The sequence below is a fragment of the Paenibacillus sp. cl141a genome (genome assembly GCF_900109305.1).
Taxonomy (GTDB): Bacteria; Bacillota; Bacilli; order Paenibacillales; family Paenibacillaceae; genus Paenibacillus_AQ; species Paenibacillus_AQ lautus_A.
Genome location: NZ_FNZO01000004.1, coordinates 1 through 17,173 on the forward strand (window position 1 = coordinate 1; position 17,173 = coordinate 17,173).

Annotated in this window: 16 protein-coding genes; 6 read left to right on the forward strand and 10 right to left on the reverse strand. The window is 51.9% G+C overall.

From position 1 onward, the window contains the following. Positions 1 to 548 (forward strand): WIAG-tail domain (locus tag BMX45_RS12740; protein WP_175495101.1); only part of this gene is annotated, 548 nt, incomplete at its 5' end. A gap of 325 nt (positions 549 to 873) precedes the next feature. Here BMX45_RS12740 and BMX45_RS12745 read toward each other — a convergent pair. Continuing rightward, the gene (locus tag BMX45_RS12745; protein WP_090910003.1) at positions 874 to 2,124 is read right to left on the reverse strand and encodes an MFS transporter; all 1,251 of its coding nucleotides are present in this window, start codon (positions 2,122 to 2,124) and stop codon (positions 874 to 876) included. A gap of 361 nt (positions 2,125 to 2,485) precedes the next feature. Here BMX45_RS12745 and BMX45_RS12750 point away from each other — a divergent pair, with 361 nt between their 5' ends. Further along, positions 2,486 to 3,004 (forward strand): sigma-70 family RNA polymerase sigma factor, encoded by a 519-nt coding sequence (locus BMX45_RS12750; RefSeq protein WP_090910004.1) that lies wholly within the window; start codon positions 2,486 to 2,488, stop codon positions 3,002 to 3,004. Continuing rightward, on the forward strand, positions 3,001 to 3,849 hold the full coding sequence (locus tag BMX45_RS12755; protein WP_090910005.1) for a DUF4179 domain-containing protein: 849 nt from the start codon (positions 3,001 to 3,003) through the stop codon (positions 3,847 to 3,849). The genes BMX45_RS12750 and BMX45_RS12755 overlap by 4 nt, the downstream gene beginning before the upstream one ends. A gap of 122 nt (positions 3,850 to 3,971) precedes the next feature. Here BMX45_RS12755 and BMX45_RS12760 read toward each other — a convergent pair whose 3' ends face one another. From BMX45_RS12760 to BMX45_RS12770, 3 genes are all read right to left on the reverse strand, one after another. Continuing rightward, positions 3,972 to 5,033, reverse strand: coding sequence for an NAD(P)-dependent alcohol dehydrogenase (locus tag BMX45_RS12760; RefSeq protein ID WP_090910006.1), 1,062 nt, complete (start codon positions 5,031 to 5,033; stop codon positions 3,972 to 3,974). A gap of 39 nt (positions 5,034 to 5,072) precedes the next feature. Beyond that, the gene (locus BMX45_RS12765; RefSeq protein ID WP_090910007.1) at positions 5,073 to 6,749 is read right to left on the reverse strand and encodes a glycoside hydrolase family 13 protein; all 1,677 of its coding nucleotides are present in this window, start codon (positions 6,747 to 6,749) and stop codon (positions 5,073 to 5,075) included. 198 nt (positions 6,750 to 6,947) lie between these two features. Continuing rightward, positions 6,948 to 9,200 carry an ATP-binding cassette domain-containing protein gene (locus BMX45_RS12770; RefSeq protein ID WP_090910008.1) on the reverse strand — a complete coding sequence of 751 codons (2,253 nt, stop codon included), beginning with the start codon at positions 9,198 to 9,200 and terminating at the stop codon, positions 6,948 to 6,950. A 288-nt stretch (positions 9,201 to 9,488) separates the two neighbouring features. On the opposite strand from BMX45_RS12770, the gene BMX45_RS12775 reads away from it, so the two are divergent. After that, positions 9,489 to 10,064 carry a 5' nucleotidase, NT5C type gene (locus BMX45_RS12775; RefSeq protein ID WP_012818875.1) on the forward strand — a complete coding sequence of 192 codons (576 nt, stop codon included), beginning with the start codon at positions 9,489 to 9,491 and terminating at the stop codon, positions 10,062 to 10,064. After that, positions 10,061 to 10,291 carry a hypothetical protein gene (locus BMX45_RS12780; RefSeq protein ID WP_009591802.1) on the forward strand — a complete coding sequence of 77 codons (231 nt, stop codon included), beginning with the start codon at positions 10,061 to 10,063 and terminating at the stop codon, positions 10,289 to 10,291. The genes BMX45_RS12775 and BMX45_RS12780 overlap by 4 nt, the downstream gene beginning before the upstream one ends. Positions 10,292 to 10,363: 72 nt before the next feature. Here BMX45_RS12780 and BMX45_RS31290 read toward each other — a convergent pair whose 3' ends face one another. The 6 genes from BMX45_RS31290 to BMX45_RS12810 form a co-directional block, all read right to left on the reverse strand. Beyond that, positions 10,364 to 10,519, reverse strand: coding sequence for a hypothetical protein (locus BMX45_RS31290; protein ID WP_006208027.1), 156 nt, complete (start codon positions 10,517 to 10,519; stop codon positions 10,364 to 10,366). Between the two features lie 192 nt (positions 10,520 to 10,711). Beyond that, positions 10,712 to 11,239: a DinB family protein gene (locus BMX45_RS12785; RefSeq protein ID WP_254778055.1), complete on the reverse strand. Its 528-nt coding sequence runs from the start codon at positions 11,237 to 11,239 to the stop codon at positions 10,712 to 10,714. Positions 11,240 to 11,347: 108 nt separating this feature from the next. After that, the gene (locus BMX45_RS12790) at positions 11,348 to 11,647 is read right to left on the reverse strand and encodes a phage holin family protein (RefSeq protein WP_009591821.1); all 300 of its coding nucleotides are present in this window, start codon (positions 11,645 to 11,647) and stop codon (positions 11,348 to 11,350) included. Positions 11,648 to 11,993: 346 nt separating this feature from the next. Further along, a complete protein-coding gene (locus BMX45_RS12800; protein WP_090910011.1) occupies positions 11,994 to 13,796 on the reverse strand; it encodes an ABC transporter ATP-binding protein in 1,803 nt (600 codons plus the stop codon). Beyond that, positions 13,793 to 15,538 carry an ABC transporter ATP-binding protein gene (locus BMX45_RS12805; RefSeq protein WP_090910012.1) on the reverse strand — a complete coding sequence of 582 codons (1,746 nt, stop codon included), beginning with the start codon at positions 15,536 to 15,538 and terminating at the stop codon, positions 13,793 to 13,795. Before BMX45_RS12805 ends, BMX45_RS12800 begins: the two co-directional genes overlap by 4 nt. A gap of 289 nt (positions 15,539 to 15,827) precedes the next feature. After that, positions 15,828 to 16,421, reverse strand: coding sequence for a DUF4352 domain-containing protein (locus tag BMX45_RS12810; RefSeq protein WP_254778056.1), 594 nt, complete (start codon positions 16,419 to 16,421; stop codon positions 15,828 to 15,830). Positions 16,422 to 16,712: 291 nt separating this feature from the next. Between BMX45_RS12810 and BMX45_RS12815 the strand changes: the two genes are divergently transcribed. Continuing rightward, on the forward strand, positions 16,713 to 17,045 hold the full coding sequence (locus BMX45_RS12815; protein ID WP_009591801.1) for a hypothetical protein: 333 nt from the start codon (positions 16,713 to 16,715) through the stop codon (positions 17,043 to 17,045). The last annotated feature ends 128 nt before the right edge of the window (positions 17,046 to 17,173 follow it).

A 17,173-nucleotide genomic window follows, 5' to 3' on the forward strand; every position in this document is an offset into this window, starting at 1 on the left:
CCATCGAGAGCCGGCACCTTGCACCAAATGCTTTTGACGACTTCACCCTGGCTGACGGCTCTGTTACCGGAAACCAAATCGCTGAAGGGACCATCGAGAGAAGACATCTTAGACCGGACGCTTTTGATACCTTTACCCTCGCTGACGGAAGCATTGACGGCGACAAATTAGGCAAGTCGGCTGTCGCTAGCGTTCATATTTCCAACGGGGCTGTTACCGGCCAGCAATTGGCTGAATCAGCAGTCACTGCACAGCATCTGGCCTTCACGCCGGTGCGCAGCTCAAGCGGGAAGCCGAAACTTCAGCAATTTGGAATGACCCCCTTTGTATTGACAGGGGCCGACACTCAGACCGAGGTGACCGTCCTATTCGATGAACCTTATGCCGGCATTAACTATGTTATCGTGGGGATGAGCAACAACCAGGGCTTTCAGATTTCACTGAAGTCCCAGCGCGAAGATGCAGCAGTTCTGGAAGTGATCCGCCAACCGAATTGCAACCTTTCCTACGGCTTCGTGTCCTGGATTGCCCTTGGCCCTTCACTGTAACCAGAATATCAAGCCCAAAAGCGGCTCTCCTATAGCGATAGGAGAGCCGCTTACACGTTATTCATGCCATCGTCATTCTAATGAATCGTATGCTCTGCCAGCCTATGTTTCCGCAGGAAAAGGGCATGGATTGTTTCAATACGGCTCACGAAATTAAAGCCTTGCATAAGGATATGGATGAAACGCCTGCTCATAACGCGAGTCCCCGTAGTATTCAAAAATAAAAAAGGCGAGCTTCACGCTCGCCTTTTTTTATTTTGAAATCGCCTGCATGTATGAAACTTGCAGTCATCAAGTCCGGCGGGAGGATGAACCTATATGCCGATTAATCCGCGCATCCTTCCCCCTGGGCTGCCCTCTCCCCTGCCTCCAGCCACCTCGTTCGTATGATTGCAGCGTAACAGCCCGAGATGAACAACACCGCAGCTGCAATGATATACGTAGTCCGGACGCCGTATTCGTCGGTGATGAACCCGAACAGCAGCGTGGATAGGCCAAATACCAGCGAAACCATCGCGCTTTGAGCCGCATACACCTTCGGCAACAGATGAACGGATACGCTCCGCTGCAGCGTGGTCTGCAGCGAGACGGATTTCAGCTGTTCAAAAACGCCGAAGCCTGCCGAGAACATAAGGGCCAGCCAAGGCACCGAGGTCAATCCAAAACCGAGCGTCATCAGACTGATGCCGAAGGAAGAGCAGATGACGAACTTGCGAATATTGCGGTCGATCAGCCCCGCGCCTCTCATTCCAAACAGTCCGCCCAGCATGAGTCCCAGGAAAAAGCTTGCGTTGATGTATCCCCACCACGCCTCCTCCCTGTGCAGCACATCAGCCACGTACACGTAGATGATCGCTGCAATCCAGATCACGCCCGCCATCGTCTCCAATATATAAATCACATGAATCGCCCGAAGGGAAGGCTGCTTCCAAATGAGTGCCCAGCCTTCTTGAATGGAGCGCCCTTTCGAAACGCGCGTCTTCTCTTTCGATTCCGGGGCGGCTTCATGCCGATCCTCTATAAGTTTCATGAAGACTGCCCCTACCAGGGATAGGGCAAAGGTCAGTCCTATCACGCTGCTTCCGCCCAGGACTGCGACCAGCAGTCCCCCAACGGCCCAGCCACCCAGTTGGATCATCTGATCCACGATGGCAACAAAGCTGTTTGCTTTCGTTAACTCGGCGGCATCCACCAAACGCGGCAGCATGGCATGGCTGGCAGGTGCAGCCCAGCCATCGAGCAAGGAGATGAGAAATACGAATCCGAGAATCGCATAAACCGTCGCCTCCTGCTCTCCCAGTGCATAGCAGGTTACCATCAACAGGAACAACACGGCGGTTTTTCCGGTCTGAGACGAAACAAGCAGCGACTTGAGGCTGTACTTGTCCATTAAAACGGGCGCAAAGCTCCCGCTTATAAACCGTGCCGTCGTCGTAATGAAAGGGATCATGGCCATCAACATGGCGGATCCCGTAATCCCATGGATCATAGCCATCAGGCCGACAATGTAAAATAAATCGCCGCTATTGGCGAGCGCCTGGCCTATCCAGAGATATCGAAAGGATTTCCGTTTCATCTTTTCTACCCCAATTCTGTATTTAGTTGTGCGGGTTGGGTAGAAAAACCTACATGTTCTGGCCTCCGTTCATTTCATATGACTCATATAGTAGCATCCTTCATGTCTTTTGTTAAGCTGCTCGGTATTTTTCAATCCCTCCTTATTTCAGCCTTGGATTCGCACATACGGCGTAATCGGCCTGGTATATCCCTCCATTCGTCTATTTTTTATCCCGTGCTAAAACTATTTGGCCCTCTCCACGGTCTAATGATCAGTCAAGCGCACTCAAGTACTTGAGTTGATCCCATCATTCCGGCCAATGAATGAACAGATCAACGAATTCGTGCCATGACATGTATACTAGTGCTAGTAGTTAGGAGTGAGTGAACTGAGAGCGAAAGAATCGAAGCAACAACAGTTCAGCGAACATATCCAGAAATGCAAGAACAAGTTGTACCGGGTGGCCTTTTGCTATGTCAAAAACGAGCAGGAGGCACTGGACATCGTCTCGGAAGCGACCTATAAGGGATACCTCGCTTATGAGCGGATGAACGCGCCGCAGTATTTTGATTCTTGGATGACCCGGATCGTCATTAACGCTGCCATCGACCATCTCGGTCGCAAGAAGCGGTTTACCTATATGGAAGACCAGGATCAGGACTACGCGGCCGCAGAGCATGCAGTCCCGCTGGAGGAGAAAATGGATCTGTACGATGCGCTGGACAAACTGCCGCCGGAGGAGAAGACCTACATGATTTTGAAGTTTTTTGAGGACCTGCGCTTTAGGGAAATGGCGGATGTGCTGTCCTTGTCCGAGAACACCGTCAAGACCAGGTTTTATCGCATTATCGGAAAATTGAAATCTTATTTAATCGAGGGAGAGGTCGATAGCCTATGACAGGAAAAGAACGCTACGAACACATTGAAATTCCCGCTCAGTTAACAGGCGTCATAGATGCTGCGCAGAAAAAGGCGGCCGCCCGTAAACGATCCAAACGCATGATGAGGTATTCTTCCGTTGTTGCAGCGGCCGCTGCCCTGCTCTTCGTGGTCAATATCCCAACGGTAGCCAATGCCTTATCCAAAGTACCCGTGGTGGGCAGCATCGTTCAGGTGCTGCAATTCGGGGGCGGCGGCGAGCGGACCGACGGCGTTACCGTAGGAACGGAAGCTTCAGAGGATGTATTCAAGATTCATTTTGATCAGGAAGGCGAGTCCGTTTCCAGCGTGCCTGCCTATACCGTCGACCATAGAGATGCCCCGAACCGCCTTATTTTCACGTTTAACGGGGTTCGAAATTTTGACTATGATACCATCAAGAAAGACATGCTGGCGCTTCCGCTGGTGAAGGATGTTTATGAAAATGTGATTCTGGACGATTCGGCCATGCGTTTTGTCGTTGAGCTGAAGGACGGCGTGAAGCATTCCGTATCGGAATATAAAGATCCCGGCTATTTGGAGCTGAAGCTTACTTCCACCGGCGAGCCGGTAACTCCGCACGAAGTCTTCTATATCCGCAGTGAGACGATGCCGCAAGGGGAATCCCTTGCCATTCTTGAAGAGATTTACTTGGAAGACGAGGTGACCTTCATTAAGGCGGCCGGCGGGGACTTTATCGCGGTCATCGGCGGATTCGATACCCGCGAAGCTGCCGAGCAGAAGCTCGGCGAAATTTCGTCGCGCGAGACCTACGGCGATGATCTTCGCATCGACAGCTGGATGAGCAATGAGCGCCCGGACTAACCGGTAACACATGAAAAAAGCACCGCTCCAACAAGTGTTGGGGCGGTGCTTTTTGATGATCACATTATTCAGGTTCGATTGTACCGCCAGCTCCGGAGCAGCTCTTCCTGCCGCAAAGAACGTTATGCGTTCTGATGAGGATAGATCATGACTTTGACGCTGGTATCCTTTTGCGTGCGGGCAAGCTCCACGGCCTCCTCGATCTGATCCAAAGAATACTGGTGGGTGATGATGTCCCGTATGCGGCTGCCCTTGTTCTGCAGCATCTGAATAGCGGCCGGATACGTATTTGCATAGCGGAACACGCCGTATACATCCAACTCGGCGTCAACCAAAGCGCCGATATCCACCGGAGTGGCATCCTTTGCAGGCAAGCCTACAAACACGATGCGCCCCCCGCGGTTCACATAACCGATGGAATCCGCGATGGCCCTTGCGTTGCCCGATGTTTCGATGATGAGATCGATTCCCAAGCCGCCCGTAAGTTGCTCCAATCGCTGCGGAACGGATTCGTCCATGGGATTGATCACGCCGGAGGCTCCCATCTGAAGGGCCAGATGGCGCCGGTATTCCACGACGTCGCTGCCGAATACCTGTGAGGCTCCGGACATTTTGGCTGCCTCCATGGCAAGCAGGCCAATCGGGCCCAAACCGAGCACCAGCACCCTGTCCTCCGGCCGGATACGACCGCGGCGTACGGCATGAAGGCCAACGGACAGCGGCTCAAGCAATGCGCCCTCCTCGAAGGACATGTCATCCGGCAGCCGGAACAGGAAGTCGCTGCGAACCGCAACGTATTCGGCCCAGGCACCGTCAACCGGAGGAGTCGCCATGAACACCACGTCCGGGCACAGGTTGTAGCGTCCGCTTTTGCAATAGGCACATCGCCCGCACGTAACGCCTGGTTCCACGGCCACGCGGTCACCGACGGAGACATTCGTTACCTTCTCCCCCGTTTTCACAACGACTCCAGCCAGCTCATGTCCCAGTATCAACGGCTCCTTCACCTCATACCTTCCGATCCGTCCATGCTCATAATAATGCACGTCCGAACCGCAGATGCCGATGCAATACACCTGAATCAAGGCTTCATCCGGCTTCGGCTCCGGAATGGGCACCTGCTTCACTCCAATGGATAAAGGACGATCAAGAACGGCGGCAGACATCATATTAGGCTGCGACAAGCTGCATTCACCTCTCATCTCAAGAAATCGCTTACCCACTTAGTTTACACGATAAACTATCGCTTCATAAGGGTTTAAGGTAAATTGGCCGAAACTCCGGTCCGACCGCTCGTAATTGGTGAGCACCACTTCCGGATGACGGCCGCTCCATTCCGCGGGAAACTGAAATTCCGGCGTCCTGCCGTAAAAGTTCAATACGATCAGATATACCTCGTTCCCTAATGTCCTGGAATAAGCGAAGATTTCCGGATGCTCCTCCAGCACGGCTTCGTATTTTCCGTAGATCAGCACCTCGGTGGACTTGCGCAGACGGATCAAGGCCTTATAGTAATTCAGAATGGAATCCGGATCGGCCAGCTGATGCTCCACGTTGATCTCATGATAATTCGGATTGGACCGAATCCATGGCACGACGGATGAGAAACCGCCATAAAGCGTGTCATCCCACTGCATCGGCGTTCTTGCATTGTCCCGGGCCCGGTACGCGATTCTGCGCATCGTCTCGGGCACGTCTTTTCCGTCCAACAGACGCTCGCGGTAATAATTGTAGATCTCCACGTCCCGATAATCGCTCAGCTCCGGAAACTCGACATTCGTCATCCCGATTTCCTGCCCCTGATAAATAAACGGCGTCCCTTGCATCAGCATAAAAAAAGTAGCCAGCATCTTAGCCGATTCCTTATGATAGTGGACCGGATCGCCAAAACGGGATACGGAGCGCGGCTGATCATGGTTCTCCATATAGAGAGCGTTCCAGCCTGTCCCTTCCAGGCCCGTCTGCCATTTATACATGATCTGCTTCAATTCGGCCAAGTCCCAGACGGCGTAATCCCAGCGCCCTTCGAGTCCGAAATCGAGATTGACGTGCTCAAATTGAAAAATCATGTTCAGCGTCCCGTTCTCCTCCCCGATCCAGCGGTCTGCTTCGGCGATCGGAATGCCGCTGGCTTCGCCCACCGTCATAATGTCATAATCGGCGAACGCTTCGCGTTTGAATTGCTGAAGAAATTCATGGATTCCCTCGATATTCCGGTGACCGGGATTTGAATCGACATATCGAAGGTTGTTTGGATTCGGCATGTCGGGCAAACCCGGCAGCTTCTTAATATGGGTGATCGCGTCCACGCGAAAGCCGTCGATCCCTTTATCCAGCCACCAGCGGATCATCCGCACCAGCTCTTCCCGGACCGCCGGATTCTCCATATTTAGATCAGGCTGCTTTTTTGAATAGAGATGAAGATAATACTGACCCGTTAACTCGTCGTACTCCCAAGCGGAACCGGTGAACACCGATTCCCAATTGTTCGGCTCGGCCCCGTCCCTCGGGTCCCGCCAGATGTAATAATCCCGCTTCGGATTCGTTCGGGAGGAGCGGGCTTCCATAAACCACGGGTGTTCATCCGAGGTATGATTAAGCACCAGATCCATGATAAGGCGCATGCCGCGCTTATGGATTTCGGCCAGCAGCCGGTCGAAGTCGGCCATCGAGCCGAATTCCGTCATAATATCCTGATAATCGCTGATATCATAGCCGTTGTCGTTATTGGACGATCGATAGATAGGGCATACCCATATAACGTCAATCCCGAGATCCTTCAAATAATCCAGACGGGATATCACCCCTTGCAGATCCCCGATGCCGTCTTCATTCGAATCCATGAAACTGCGCGGATAGATCTCATACGCAACGGCTTCTTTCCACCATGCTTTCCGCATTGCCTGATCCCCCGTTTACAATCAAAATGCCGCCCATCGCGGTATGCGGACATTAGTCGTTTATACATTCTTATTAACCGACTCCTGCCGAAGCCGCAGTCTGTGGCAGCATACAGTATTGCCGTTTAAACGATCATATAAGCCTGATAACCATAGAATGGCCATGCCGCGGAGATATGCGGCACAGCCATTCTAAGTCTATCCTCTCACGTATTTACCGGTCAGGGAGTGATCCGCCGCGATCAGTTCGGCGGGCGTTCCTTCGAATATGACACTCCCTCCCCTGCTGCCGCCTTCGGGCCCGAGATCGATGATCCAGTCCGCCTGACGAATCACGTCCAGATTGTGCTCGATCACGATCACCGAGCTGCCGTTATCGACGAGCCGATTCATCATGTCCAGCAGATGCCCGACATCCGACATATGCAGCCCCGTCGTCGGCTCGTCCATGACGTAAATCTGCCCCTGCTTGTGCAGCTCGCTGGCCAGCTTGATGCGCTGGCTCTCGCCCCCGGACAGGGTGCTCAGCGGCTGTCCGAGAGTCAGATAGTGCAGACCCACGTCATGCAATGCTTCCAGCCGCCGCCTGATTTCTTTTTTCTCGAAAAAATCCAGCGCCTGCAGCACCGTCATGTCCAGCACCTCGGTGATCATTTTTCCCTGGAGCTTGTACTGGAGCACATCATCCTTAAAACGTCTGCCGTCACAGGTATCACACGGCGACTTGATGCCTTCCATGAAAGCCAGGTCCGTATAGATGAAACCGAGCCCATGGCAGTCGGGGCAGGCCCCTTTGGAATTGAAGCTGAACAGGGAGGGACTCTGATCGTTCGCCTTGGCGAACATGCTCCGGATGTCATCCATGATCCCCGTGTAGGTGGCAGGATTGGAACGGATCGAGGCGCTGACAGCGGACTGGTCGATGACAACAGCCTCGGGATGCCGGGACAGGAAGGCATGGTGAATGAGCGAGCTCTTTCCTGATCCCGCTACGCCCGTGACCACGGTCAATACGCCTACCGGGATATCCACCGTCACATTGTTCAGGTTATGATCATTCGCATTGGCGATGCGCATATGCCCTGTAGGTACGCGAAACCGTTCCTTCATCGGCATCCACCGCTTCATATACTGACCTGTTAAGGTGGAAGCTTGGTCGCACAGCTGCTCGACCGTCCCTTCAAAGACAATTTCCCCTCCCCGGGTACCGGCATTCGGGCCCACATCCACCACATGGTCGGCAATTTCAATCACGTCACGGTCATGCTCCACGACCAGCACGGTGTTGCCCTTGTCGCGAAGCTTCCTCAGCATGCCGTTCAGACGGTGAATATCCCGCGGATGCAAGCCCACGCTCGGCTCATCAAAAACATACATCATGTCCGTCAGGCTGCTGCCCAGATGCCGAACCATCTTGACCCGCTGCGACTCGCCTCCTGAAAGCGTGGTCGTCTCCCGGTTCAGCGTCAGGTAATCCAGTCCCATATCCATCAAATGCTGCAGCCGCTCCGCTAAGCTGGCTACCATGCCGGCAGCGATCGGCTCCTTGATATTCAGGATGAACGCTCTTAGGTCCCCGATCTCCATGGCCGCACACTCGGCGATGTTATATCCGTTGATCCTGCAGCTTAACGCAGCTTGGCTGAGCCGTGTTCCCTCGCATAACGGGCATGTGCCGTGCGTAATGAAATTTTTCACGTGATTGAAGGTTCGTTCGGACAATTCGCTGCTGTCTCGCTGAATATACAGCCGGTTGAACTTCAGCACGAGGCCTTCAAAGTCGGACTGCACCGGTCCGCCTTTGGACGGGAACGTCACTTTTCCCTCCTTGCCGTACAGGAAGAGATTCCATTCCGCTTCGGAATAATCGGCCAGCTTCTTGTCGTTATCAAAGAAACCGGACATGGTGTAGTTCTTCATATACCAGCTGTCCACCGAGAAAATCGGAAACCGGACCGCTCCCTCATTCAAGGATTTGGTCGTATCCAGCAGCTTTGTCAGATCGAGCTCCACCTTCTTCCCGATTCCCTGGCATTCGGGGCACATGCCCTGCGGATCGTTAAAAGAAAACGCATTGGAGTAACCCACGAATGGCTGCCCCACCCTCGAAAACAGCAGTCGCAGAACGGCGTACAGATCGGTGATCGTGCCGAGCGTGGAACGCGAGTTCCCTCCCAGCCGCTTCTGGTCGATGACGATGGCGGTCGACAAATTCTCGAGCGAGTCCACGTCCGGGCGGCTATGCCGGGGAAGCCGGTTCCGGACAAAAGCGGTGAACGTTTCGTTCAGCAATCGCTGGGCTTCGGAACTGATGGTATCAAACACGATGGACGATTTGCCCGAGCCGGATACGCCGGTAAAGACGGTGATTTTTCGTTTTGGAATTTGGAGCGAAACATTCTTTAGATTATTCTCCCTGGCACCGCGAATGCGGATATATTCTTGCGGCATGGCCGTTCCTCCTTTGTGCCCTGTAGTGCTCCTATTATAAAAGGGCATTCATGACATGTACTGTCATAATGAAGGAAATCTGCTGTGATTCCGGTAGAACCCGCGCCGGGAAAATATCAGAAGGGTTGCTGGCCTATTAATGTTATACTTAGTTTATAATGAGTCAGGGGAAAGAAATGCAACATCCTTCCATTTTTGATTTCGGTTTGCCAATATGCATCCTGTCCATTACAATTTACGGAACATCATCTTTCGAAGATTTCATGATTACAGGAGAGTAATGACGATATGAGCAAAAAAATAGTCGCCATCGATATGGATGATACGATCTGCCATCTGATTCCCAAAGCCATCCATTATCACAATTTGCAGTACAAGGATCCCCAGCTTACGCTCGATCAGATTACCGATTACAACCTGCACCAAATCTGGCATCCTGAATGCTCGGAAGAATTTTTCTTCGGAAAGCCCGGTTTGTATGAAGAGCTCGAACTATTTGACGAATATACGATTGACGAGGTTCACAGAATGACACATGATTATGATGTCATTGTCGTTACCGCAGCCCGCCCATCCTCGGTGCCCGAGAAATGGAGATGGCTGCAGAGGCATATGCCTTTTATTCCGTTCGAGAATTTTTTCGTGGCCAAGCGCAAGGATTTGGTGGAGTTTGACCTTCTGATTGACGATGGTCCCCATAATGCGATTGCTGCGAGAAAAGCCGGAAAACAGACCATCCTGATTCCGCGCCCATGGAATGCGCATATTCAGCATGAATTTATTCTGAAGGATTCCTGGAAGGGAATGAACGAGTTAGTAGACCGCATGTTATCCGATTCTAATCATCAAGGGGAAATGAAATGAATATAGACCGCAATAGCCGGTACCTATCGCAAGACATCCATTTTTTCGCTGCCGCGCTGTCGGAAACGCTGGTTTCCGTGTGGGAGGAAGACCCCGCAAGCGTATACGTGGAGATCGAGCGAGGTTACATTGAATGCTACACGCCGGATGTCGTCCGCATCCGCAACGAAGAAACAGGTTATTTGACGCACTACAGCCGTGATACCGCGATGTTTCAGCGGATGTAAAATACGATAAGAGCCGCTTCCCTTGCCGGGAGGCGGCTCTTTTTATTGCCCGATTTACCTTTTTTGCCAAGTTCACCTTTTAGCTGACAAGACAAGAAACAGGGTTGCGAGCGGGCCTAACAACAGTGACAACAGAAACCAGTTTAATCCCGTTCTGTTCTTTCCTTGGGCCAGCCCGGCATTGATCAGTGCCAGCGTTCCCCATCCCACGTAAAATTCGTTATTCATCGTATCCCCTCCGAACCGCATTCTATCTGGCTTAATACGTATGGCGGAATGAATCGTTGCAGGATATGCGCAAAAAGAACAAGGAATGCTCCCTGCCCTGCGTGGTTATAAATATTATAGGCACATTCGCTTAAAATGCCGCGATGCGCGGCTCCGGGAAGAAGCCGAAGCTTCCCAGCGTCGGGACGATGCTCACGCTTGCTCCAATTCCCTTAACAGCTGAAACATCTGTCCCCTGTGATGGGACTCATGCTCAATCAGATGATAGATGACCCATTCGGGCGTCACATCGTACGCCTCCAGTCGTCTGGGTCTTCTCCAGTCCGAAAGGTCCATGCCTCGGAAATGGGCAACCAATTCCTGACGAACCATGTGCATACGGTGGAGATGCTCAGCGAGCGGCTGATCCGGCACTTCGGAAAGACGGTTATCCTCCGTACGGTGATCCCAGGGGAAACATGCCTTTATTTTTGGATTCCAATCGGATTCAAGCACCTCGACGTACAGCCAGTCCGCTTCGATTAAGGCAATATGGTATAGCAGTGAACCGATGGATTGCCGGCCGGCCGCCTTATGATTCAGATGCTCATATGGGATCCCGGCCAGCCGTTTCAATATCGTCCGCCGCACGTCCTCAAGTCCCCATATCCAGCGGCCGATCTCCGGCTCAAACCCAGGCAGCGCCGCAACGGTCAACGTTTTCCTTTGCAAGTCTTTCACGCTCCCTCTCATGATCTCATGAACTTTAGGATAACAGGCGGGAGTCGCAGGCTACAAGGTAACGTTCGGTTTAGACCAAAATGATCCTGGGACCCATTGCAGCCGTTCTTACTTCTTTCTGGTCGCAATCGCCTCTGCCGTTTGTTTAACGGCCTGATGCCCGAATACGGCGAACGCCCCCGCAAGGATGCCTTGGATGATATTCTCCACGCTCCAGCCGATCAATCCGGTTGTCAACAGGATGGATACGACCATAACCACATATACGATGCTCCAATTCGGAACCTTAGGCGTTTGCTTCAGCACGTATCCGATCACCCAACAAGCGGCAACGACCATGAACAGCCGTGGATCGATCAGTTGAAAAATGACGCTCCATTCCATGACAAACCCACCCTTCCCATTCATTTTCTACATCCTATTCCTAGAGCCTATCGATCGGCTTGTACTTATATCCTTATTCCCGCAGGCAAAATAATAGAATCTGCCGATGGAATTCATGATAGGTTCATGGAAGGGCAGACGAAGACGGGAAAGGCGATCTGACACCAGATCATCCATGTTGCTATGGTCCAGGTGATGACCGAAAGTAATCAAGAACTTGCGATTCTTCATGCAGAACTTTCCCTTATATAACCGATACAACCCCAGTATATTCCACCTATTATTATACAAAACAAGGCAGCCTCCTTTACCAACGGAAGCTGCCTTGCTCTTAAACCTGTTCAAACATCCCCAATTTCCAAACCACATGTTATACCTTGCTGACCTCGGTTTCATCCGCTACGGCGGCCTCCGTCTCGGTCGTGGACTCGCCCTGCCATAACAACTGCATCTCTTCGCTCGTGGCGAGCAGCTCCGCCAAGCTTCCCTCCGCTTCGATCCGTCCATCCTTCATGACGATGATATGATCGGCCTTGGACAGAGCCGCCCTGCGGTGCGATACCGCAATGCAGGTGACGTCACGCTCCTTGAACAGTCCCTCCCATACCAGCTGCTCCGTCTCCACGTCCAGCGCGCTGGACAGATCGTCGAAGATGTACAGATCCGCGCCGGTCATCAGCATGCGCGCCGTGGCCGCGCGCTGGATCTGTCCCCCCGACAGCATGACGCCTCTCGGGCCGACAAACGTCTCCAGCCCTTGATCCAGATTCTCGATATCCTTCTCCATGACGGCCAGCCGGACGGCCCGTTCCAGCGCTTCCTCGGCCCGATCTTTCTTCCCTTGCACGATGTTCTCTCTCAAAGGATCGCTGAACAGCCTTGGAACCTGCGGGGTATAAGCCGCCCGAGGGGGCATCAGGAAGGTAGCCGGATCGACTTCTTCCCCGTTCCAGCGAATCGTGCCCGCCTGCTTGGGCAGCAGCCCCAGCAGGGTCCGGACAAGCGTCGATTTCCCGGCCCCGATTCGGCCGGTCACCACCAGAAACTTGCCACGCTCCAGGCGGAGGTTGATATTCGATATCCCATTCTCCGAATTCGGATAATGATAGGATAAATTCTTTACTTCCAGCTCCTTGAGCTTCTCCCCCGGCTCCCTCCGAATGAGAGGCAGTTCCGGAGGATCTTCGTTCAGATACGTTTCCCTCGCTTCAATAATCCGGTCCTCCTCGCCGGGGCGGAACAGCGAGCGCATACGGTCAAAGGAAACCTTCAGCCGTTTGTGCTGGAACACCATATATCCGAACAAGGAAATGCTGAACCCGATATTGGCCAGGTACGTCGTAAACAACGCAAAATCCCCGACGGTGAAATGCCCGGCCTGCATTTCGGCTGCGCACATCAACAGGATCAGCCCCGTACAAATGCTCAGCACATGCTGGTTCAGAGACCGCATCCATTGTTTGAACAGATTATCCTTCAGCGCTGCCTGCCGGCGGTCCTCATTCAGCTTTGTGAAGCGTTCATGGACATGATCCTCGGCCTGCCCGAGCTTCAAGGCTTGAACCGCGCCGAAGGTTTCGGCAATGAAGCTGGTGATGCGCCCCGTAGCTTCCCGGTTCTTCAGGCCGTAACGCCGCGCGCGGTTGCCGGATAAATTGTTCAACAGCGTGACCACTACGAGCGGCAGCACGGCCACCAGCATGATTTTCCAGTTGATGCTTGCCATGATGACAACGGATACGAGCGCAAAAACAAGGCGTCCCCAAAAATCCACCCAGGATTCCACGTATTCCACAACTTCATCCACGTCATCGCGGAAGCGGCTCATCGCCTCCCCTGGAGAAGCCGGTAAATTCCGTCCCGGCCAGCGCATGATCCCCGCCAGCATGTTGGTGCGCAAGATAGCCTGGATATGATAAATATACGTTACCCATTGATAGAAAGCCGCAAAAAACGTCCCTACTCGCACGACCCTTACAACGGCAATAAAAATCAAAGGAACGGCCAGCCATACATAATCCGTGGAATTCGATGTGGCCCGGTCGAAAAACCACTGCATCCCGAGCCCGATCAATAACGGCAGCGAATGAAAGATGCACCACAACAAACCGTTGATTAAAAACAATGAGGGCCTGAATCGAAACAGCCGCCCTATAAAACCTGTGATGGTCACGCCAGCTCCTCCTCTCTGCCTGTGCTAAGCAGTCTCGCATAATGCGATACCGGATCTAACGCAAGCGCTTCTCGTGCGCCGAATTCCAGAATTCGCCCGTCACCCAGCACCATGATTTTATCCACCTGCTCCAGAGTAGCCAGCCGATGCGCGATGATGATGCCCGTACAACTGCTCATCAGCTGATCGACGGCTGCCTGCAGCATGGTCTCCGTAGCGGCGTCCAATCGTGAAGACGGTTCATCCAGAATCACCAAGCTCGGCTGCGTCAAAAATACCCGGGTTAACGCAAACAGCTGCGCTTCCCCGGCGGACAACGAGGCCCCGCCTGTGGTCAAATGCGTATCCAGACCTTCCGGCTGCGCATCGATCCACTGCCGAAGCCCGAGACGCTCCGTCGTTTCCAGGATGAATTCATCCGACACGCCGTGATCGAACAGCGTGAGGTTGTCGCGCAGCGAGCCGTCGAACAGCTGCACATCCTGCGTAACCATCCCCACCCGGCGGTAAAGCGCGGGCAGCTTCAGCTTCGTGATATCCGTGCCTCCGACGCGGATGACCCCGCTGTCGATGTTATACAGCCGAAGCAGAATGCGGCTGAGACTCGACTTCCCGCTGCCGGTACGTCCGATGATCCCCAGGCGTTCTCCCGGCTTCACTTCAAAGTTAATGTCCTTTAATACCGGTTTATCCGCGTTGTAACTGAAGTTGACGCCCTCAAACTCCAAGCCGAGCGCGCCTTCGGGCAGCTCTTCCTGCTCTCCGTCCACGATCTCGCTCTTGTTGGACAGCAGCTCTCTGGAACGCAGCATGCCGGATTTCGCTTTCTGGAACTCCTGCACCTGGTCGCCCAGCATCTCGATCGGATCGTTTAACATCTGCGTATATTGATAGATCAGGAACAGGGTTCCCAGCGTAATTTCATCGATCAAATAATAGCGTACCCCCAGTAACAGGACTGCGGTAACCGCCAGGGCAAACAGGATCACCGTGGTGTTCCAGGGTACGACTCGGAGCATCCAGGCTTTTCTTCCCTTCAGGAACACGCTGCGCATCATGCGGTGAAACCGGTTCATGACGTACGGCACGTTGCCGTTCGCCTGAACATCCTCGATGCCGGCGATGCGTTCCTCAATCAATCCGAACAGCGAAGCACTGGCTTCCCGTTCGTTCTTGGAGGAATTGACGCCCATATTCCGGATGAACACCATGAACAGAATGGACAGCAGCGTGAACACCGTCATCACGATCGCGATGGGCAAATTGACCGTAAACATGAATCCCAATATGCCGGCAAGCAGCACGAAGCTGCCGATCACCTGCACGATGAACATCGCAAAGAAATTCGAGATATTCGTCACGTCTCCGTCAATCCGCTCAATCATCTCGCCGGGCGTTTTCACATTATGAAACCGCATATCCAGCCGTAAGCAATGCTTCAAGAGATCGCCGCGGAGCCGGTTCGTCGCGCGCCATGAAATATCGTTCCCCAGATAACTGACAGCTACGGTAATTAGCTGGTTCAGCACAGCCACGACCAGGAATAATCCCGCAAGCTGGATCAGCGTGGCTATCACGCCTCCGCCGGCTGCCGTGTCGATAAAGCGTTTGACAATCTGCGGATTCAGCAGCTGCAAGCCGGTCGACGTCAGCAGCATGGCCAGCAGCAGGATCAGCCGTCCTTTTACCGGTTTCAAATACCGCAGCAGCCATGACATGGATACCTTTTCTTTTTTGGGCACAGTGCCCACCCCCATATGCAAGCAAGTATGTACGGACCGTCATCCCCCAAACACAGGCATGCCCGGCAGTAAATCATAACCAGTCTACATGAAAACCACGATCATTCCTAGGTAAAGAATAATTATAATGTGATGATCGTTTATGACTCTGTAGCTTTGAATTGTTCATCTCAAGATGCTTTCACTATAAGTAATAATTAATAAAAAACGAACGCTTAGCTTCTGCATCCATGATGCAGAGCGGCGTTCGTTGTTAGTCCTGATTATGAGTACTGTCGTTATCTCGTTGTTACCGTAATGTGATTTGGGCCTTGTCCTTATCTTCAAGCTTGACTACCAAGCTTTCTTTAGAGTCAGCAACGCTATCGGGTACTTCTATGACAACGAATCCAGATTTTGTAGCCAAAGGTTTGATGCTGCCCGTTCCCAGATCACCATCGATCATGGTTACCGTGTAATTATATTCATATTCCTCTTTAAATATGGCTTTCATACTAACGCCGCCAATTATTGAAGTGAAGTCCTTTGCCTCTTTACCATTATTCGTAACAGTGTAATTTAGTATAAGGAACTTATTCCCTTCATCAGCGCTTGACGAAAACATATCCGCGCTTACTTTTTGGTCAAACTCAAACGAGTCAAGCACAACTTCCCAATCCCCTAATGTAAACTTTTCTCCAGGTTTGTTGGAAACCTCTTTTGGCTCTTCTTTGGTTGGTTCTGTTGCAGCTTCTTTGCTTGGCTCTTCTTTAACGGTTTCCCCTGCTGCGTCCACACTTTGCTCATTTTGTTGTGGAGTGTCACTGCTTGTAGTATTATTTCCGCATGCCGAAATAACTAAAAATGCACAAATCATCAAAATCAAACCAAACTTTGTTCTCATTTACTGACCTCCGTGTAGGTAATATATACCACATTATCATACCATATATTATTTTTCTATTATTTTCTTAACTTTTTGATATTTTTCCCCAATTTATAAAATTGAATTAAAAAGTGCCTAAAGAATCGCATCAGTTAGAGAAATGATTCATGTTCCTTTCTGCAATTCCGTCTCTTCTTCCTATATAAATCTTGCGAGTCAATACCCGCTTCAAAAAAAAGCGAATCCGATAATTCAGCATACTCGTATATGTATAATAGAGTGACGTGCAACTTTTTGGAGGTGGGCATAATGAATACTGGGATCAGTGGATTAGACGGACTGGATGAAGAGAAGCTATCAGAAATTCGCGAAAATGCCGCAAGGCTCTCGGACATGAAACAAGAGGTGCCCGTGGAAGAACTGTTCTCGGAATCATTTATTCAAAGACATACGAAGTTCTCTTCCATCGATCACTTGCTGAAGGCCGCTGGATACGAGGGAAGCACCGATGAAGATTTTGACGAGTTCATACAAGGTCGCACGATTAACCCGTTTATCGTTGAGCATACCCCATTTCGCAGCTGGCAGGATTTTCAGGAATTAGCCGTATCCGCTTATATTACGAAATGGCTGGGATTGTAAATATTCCATCAGTACCTTGCCTTGGGTCTTTCCTCCAATAAGGGAAGACAACCAAAGAAGCCCCTCTAACCGATGTTAGAGGGGCTTCTGATATATTTTTTTAAAAGGGGTGCTTTTATCTTATGCCC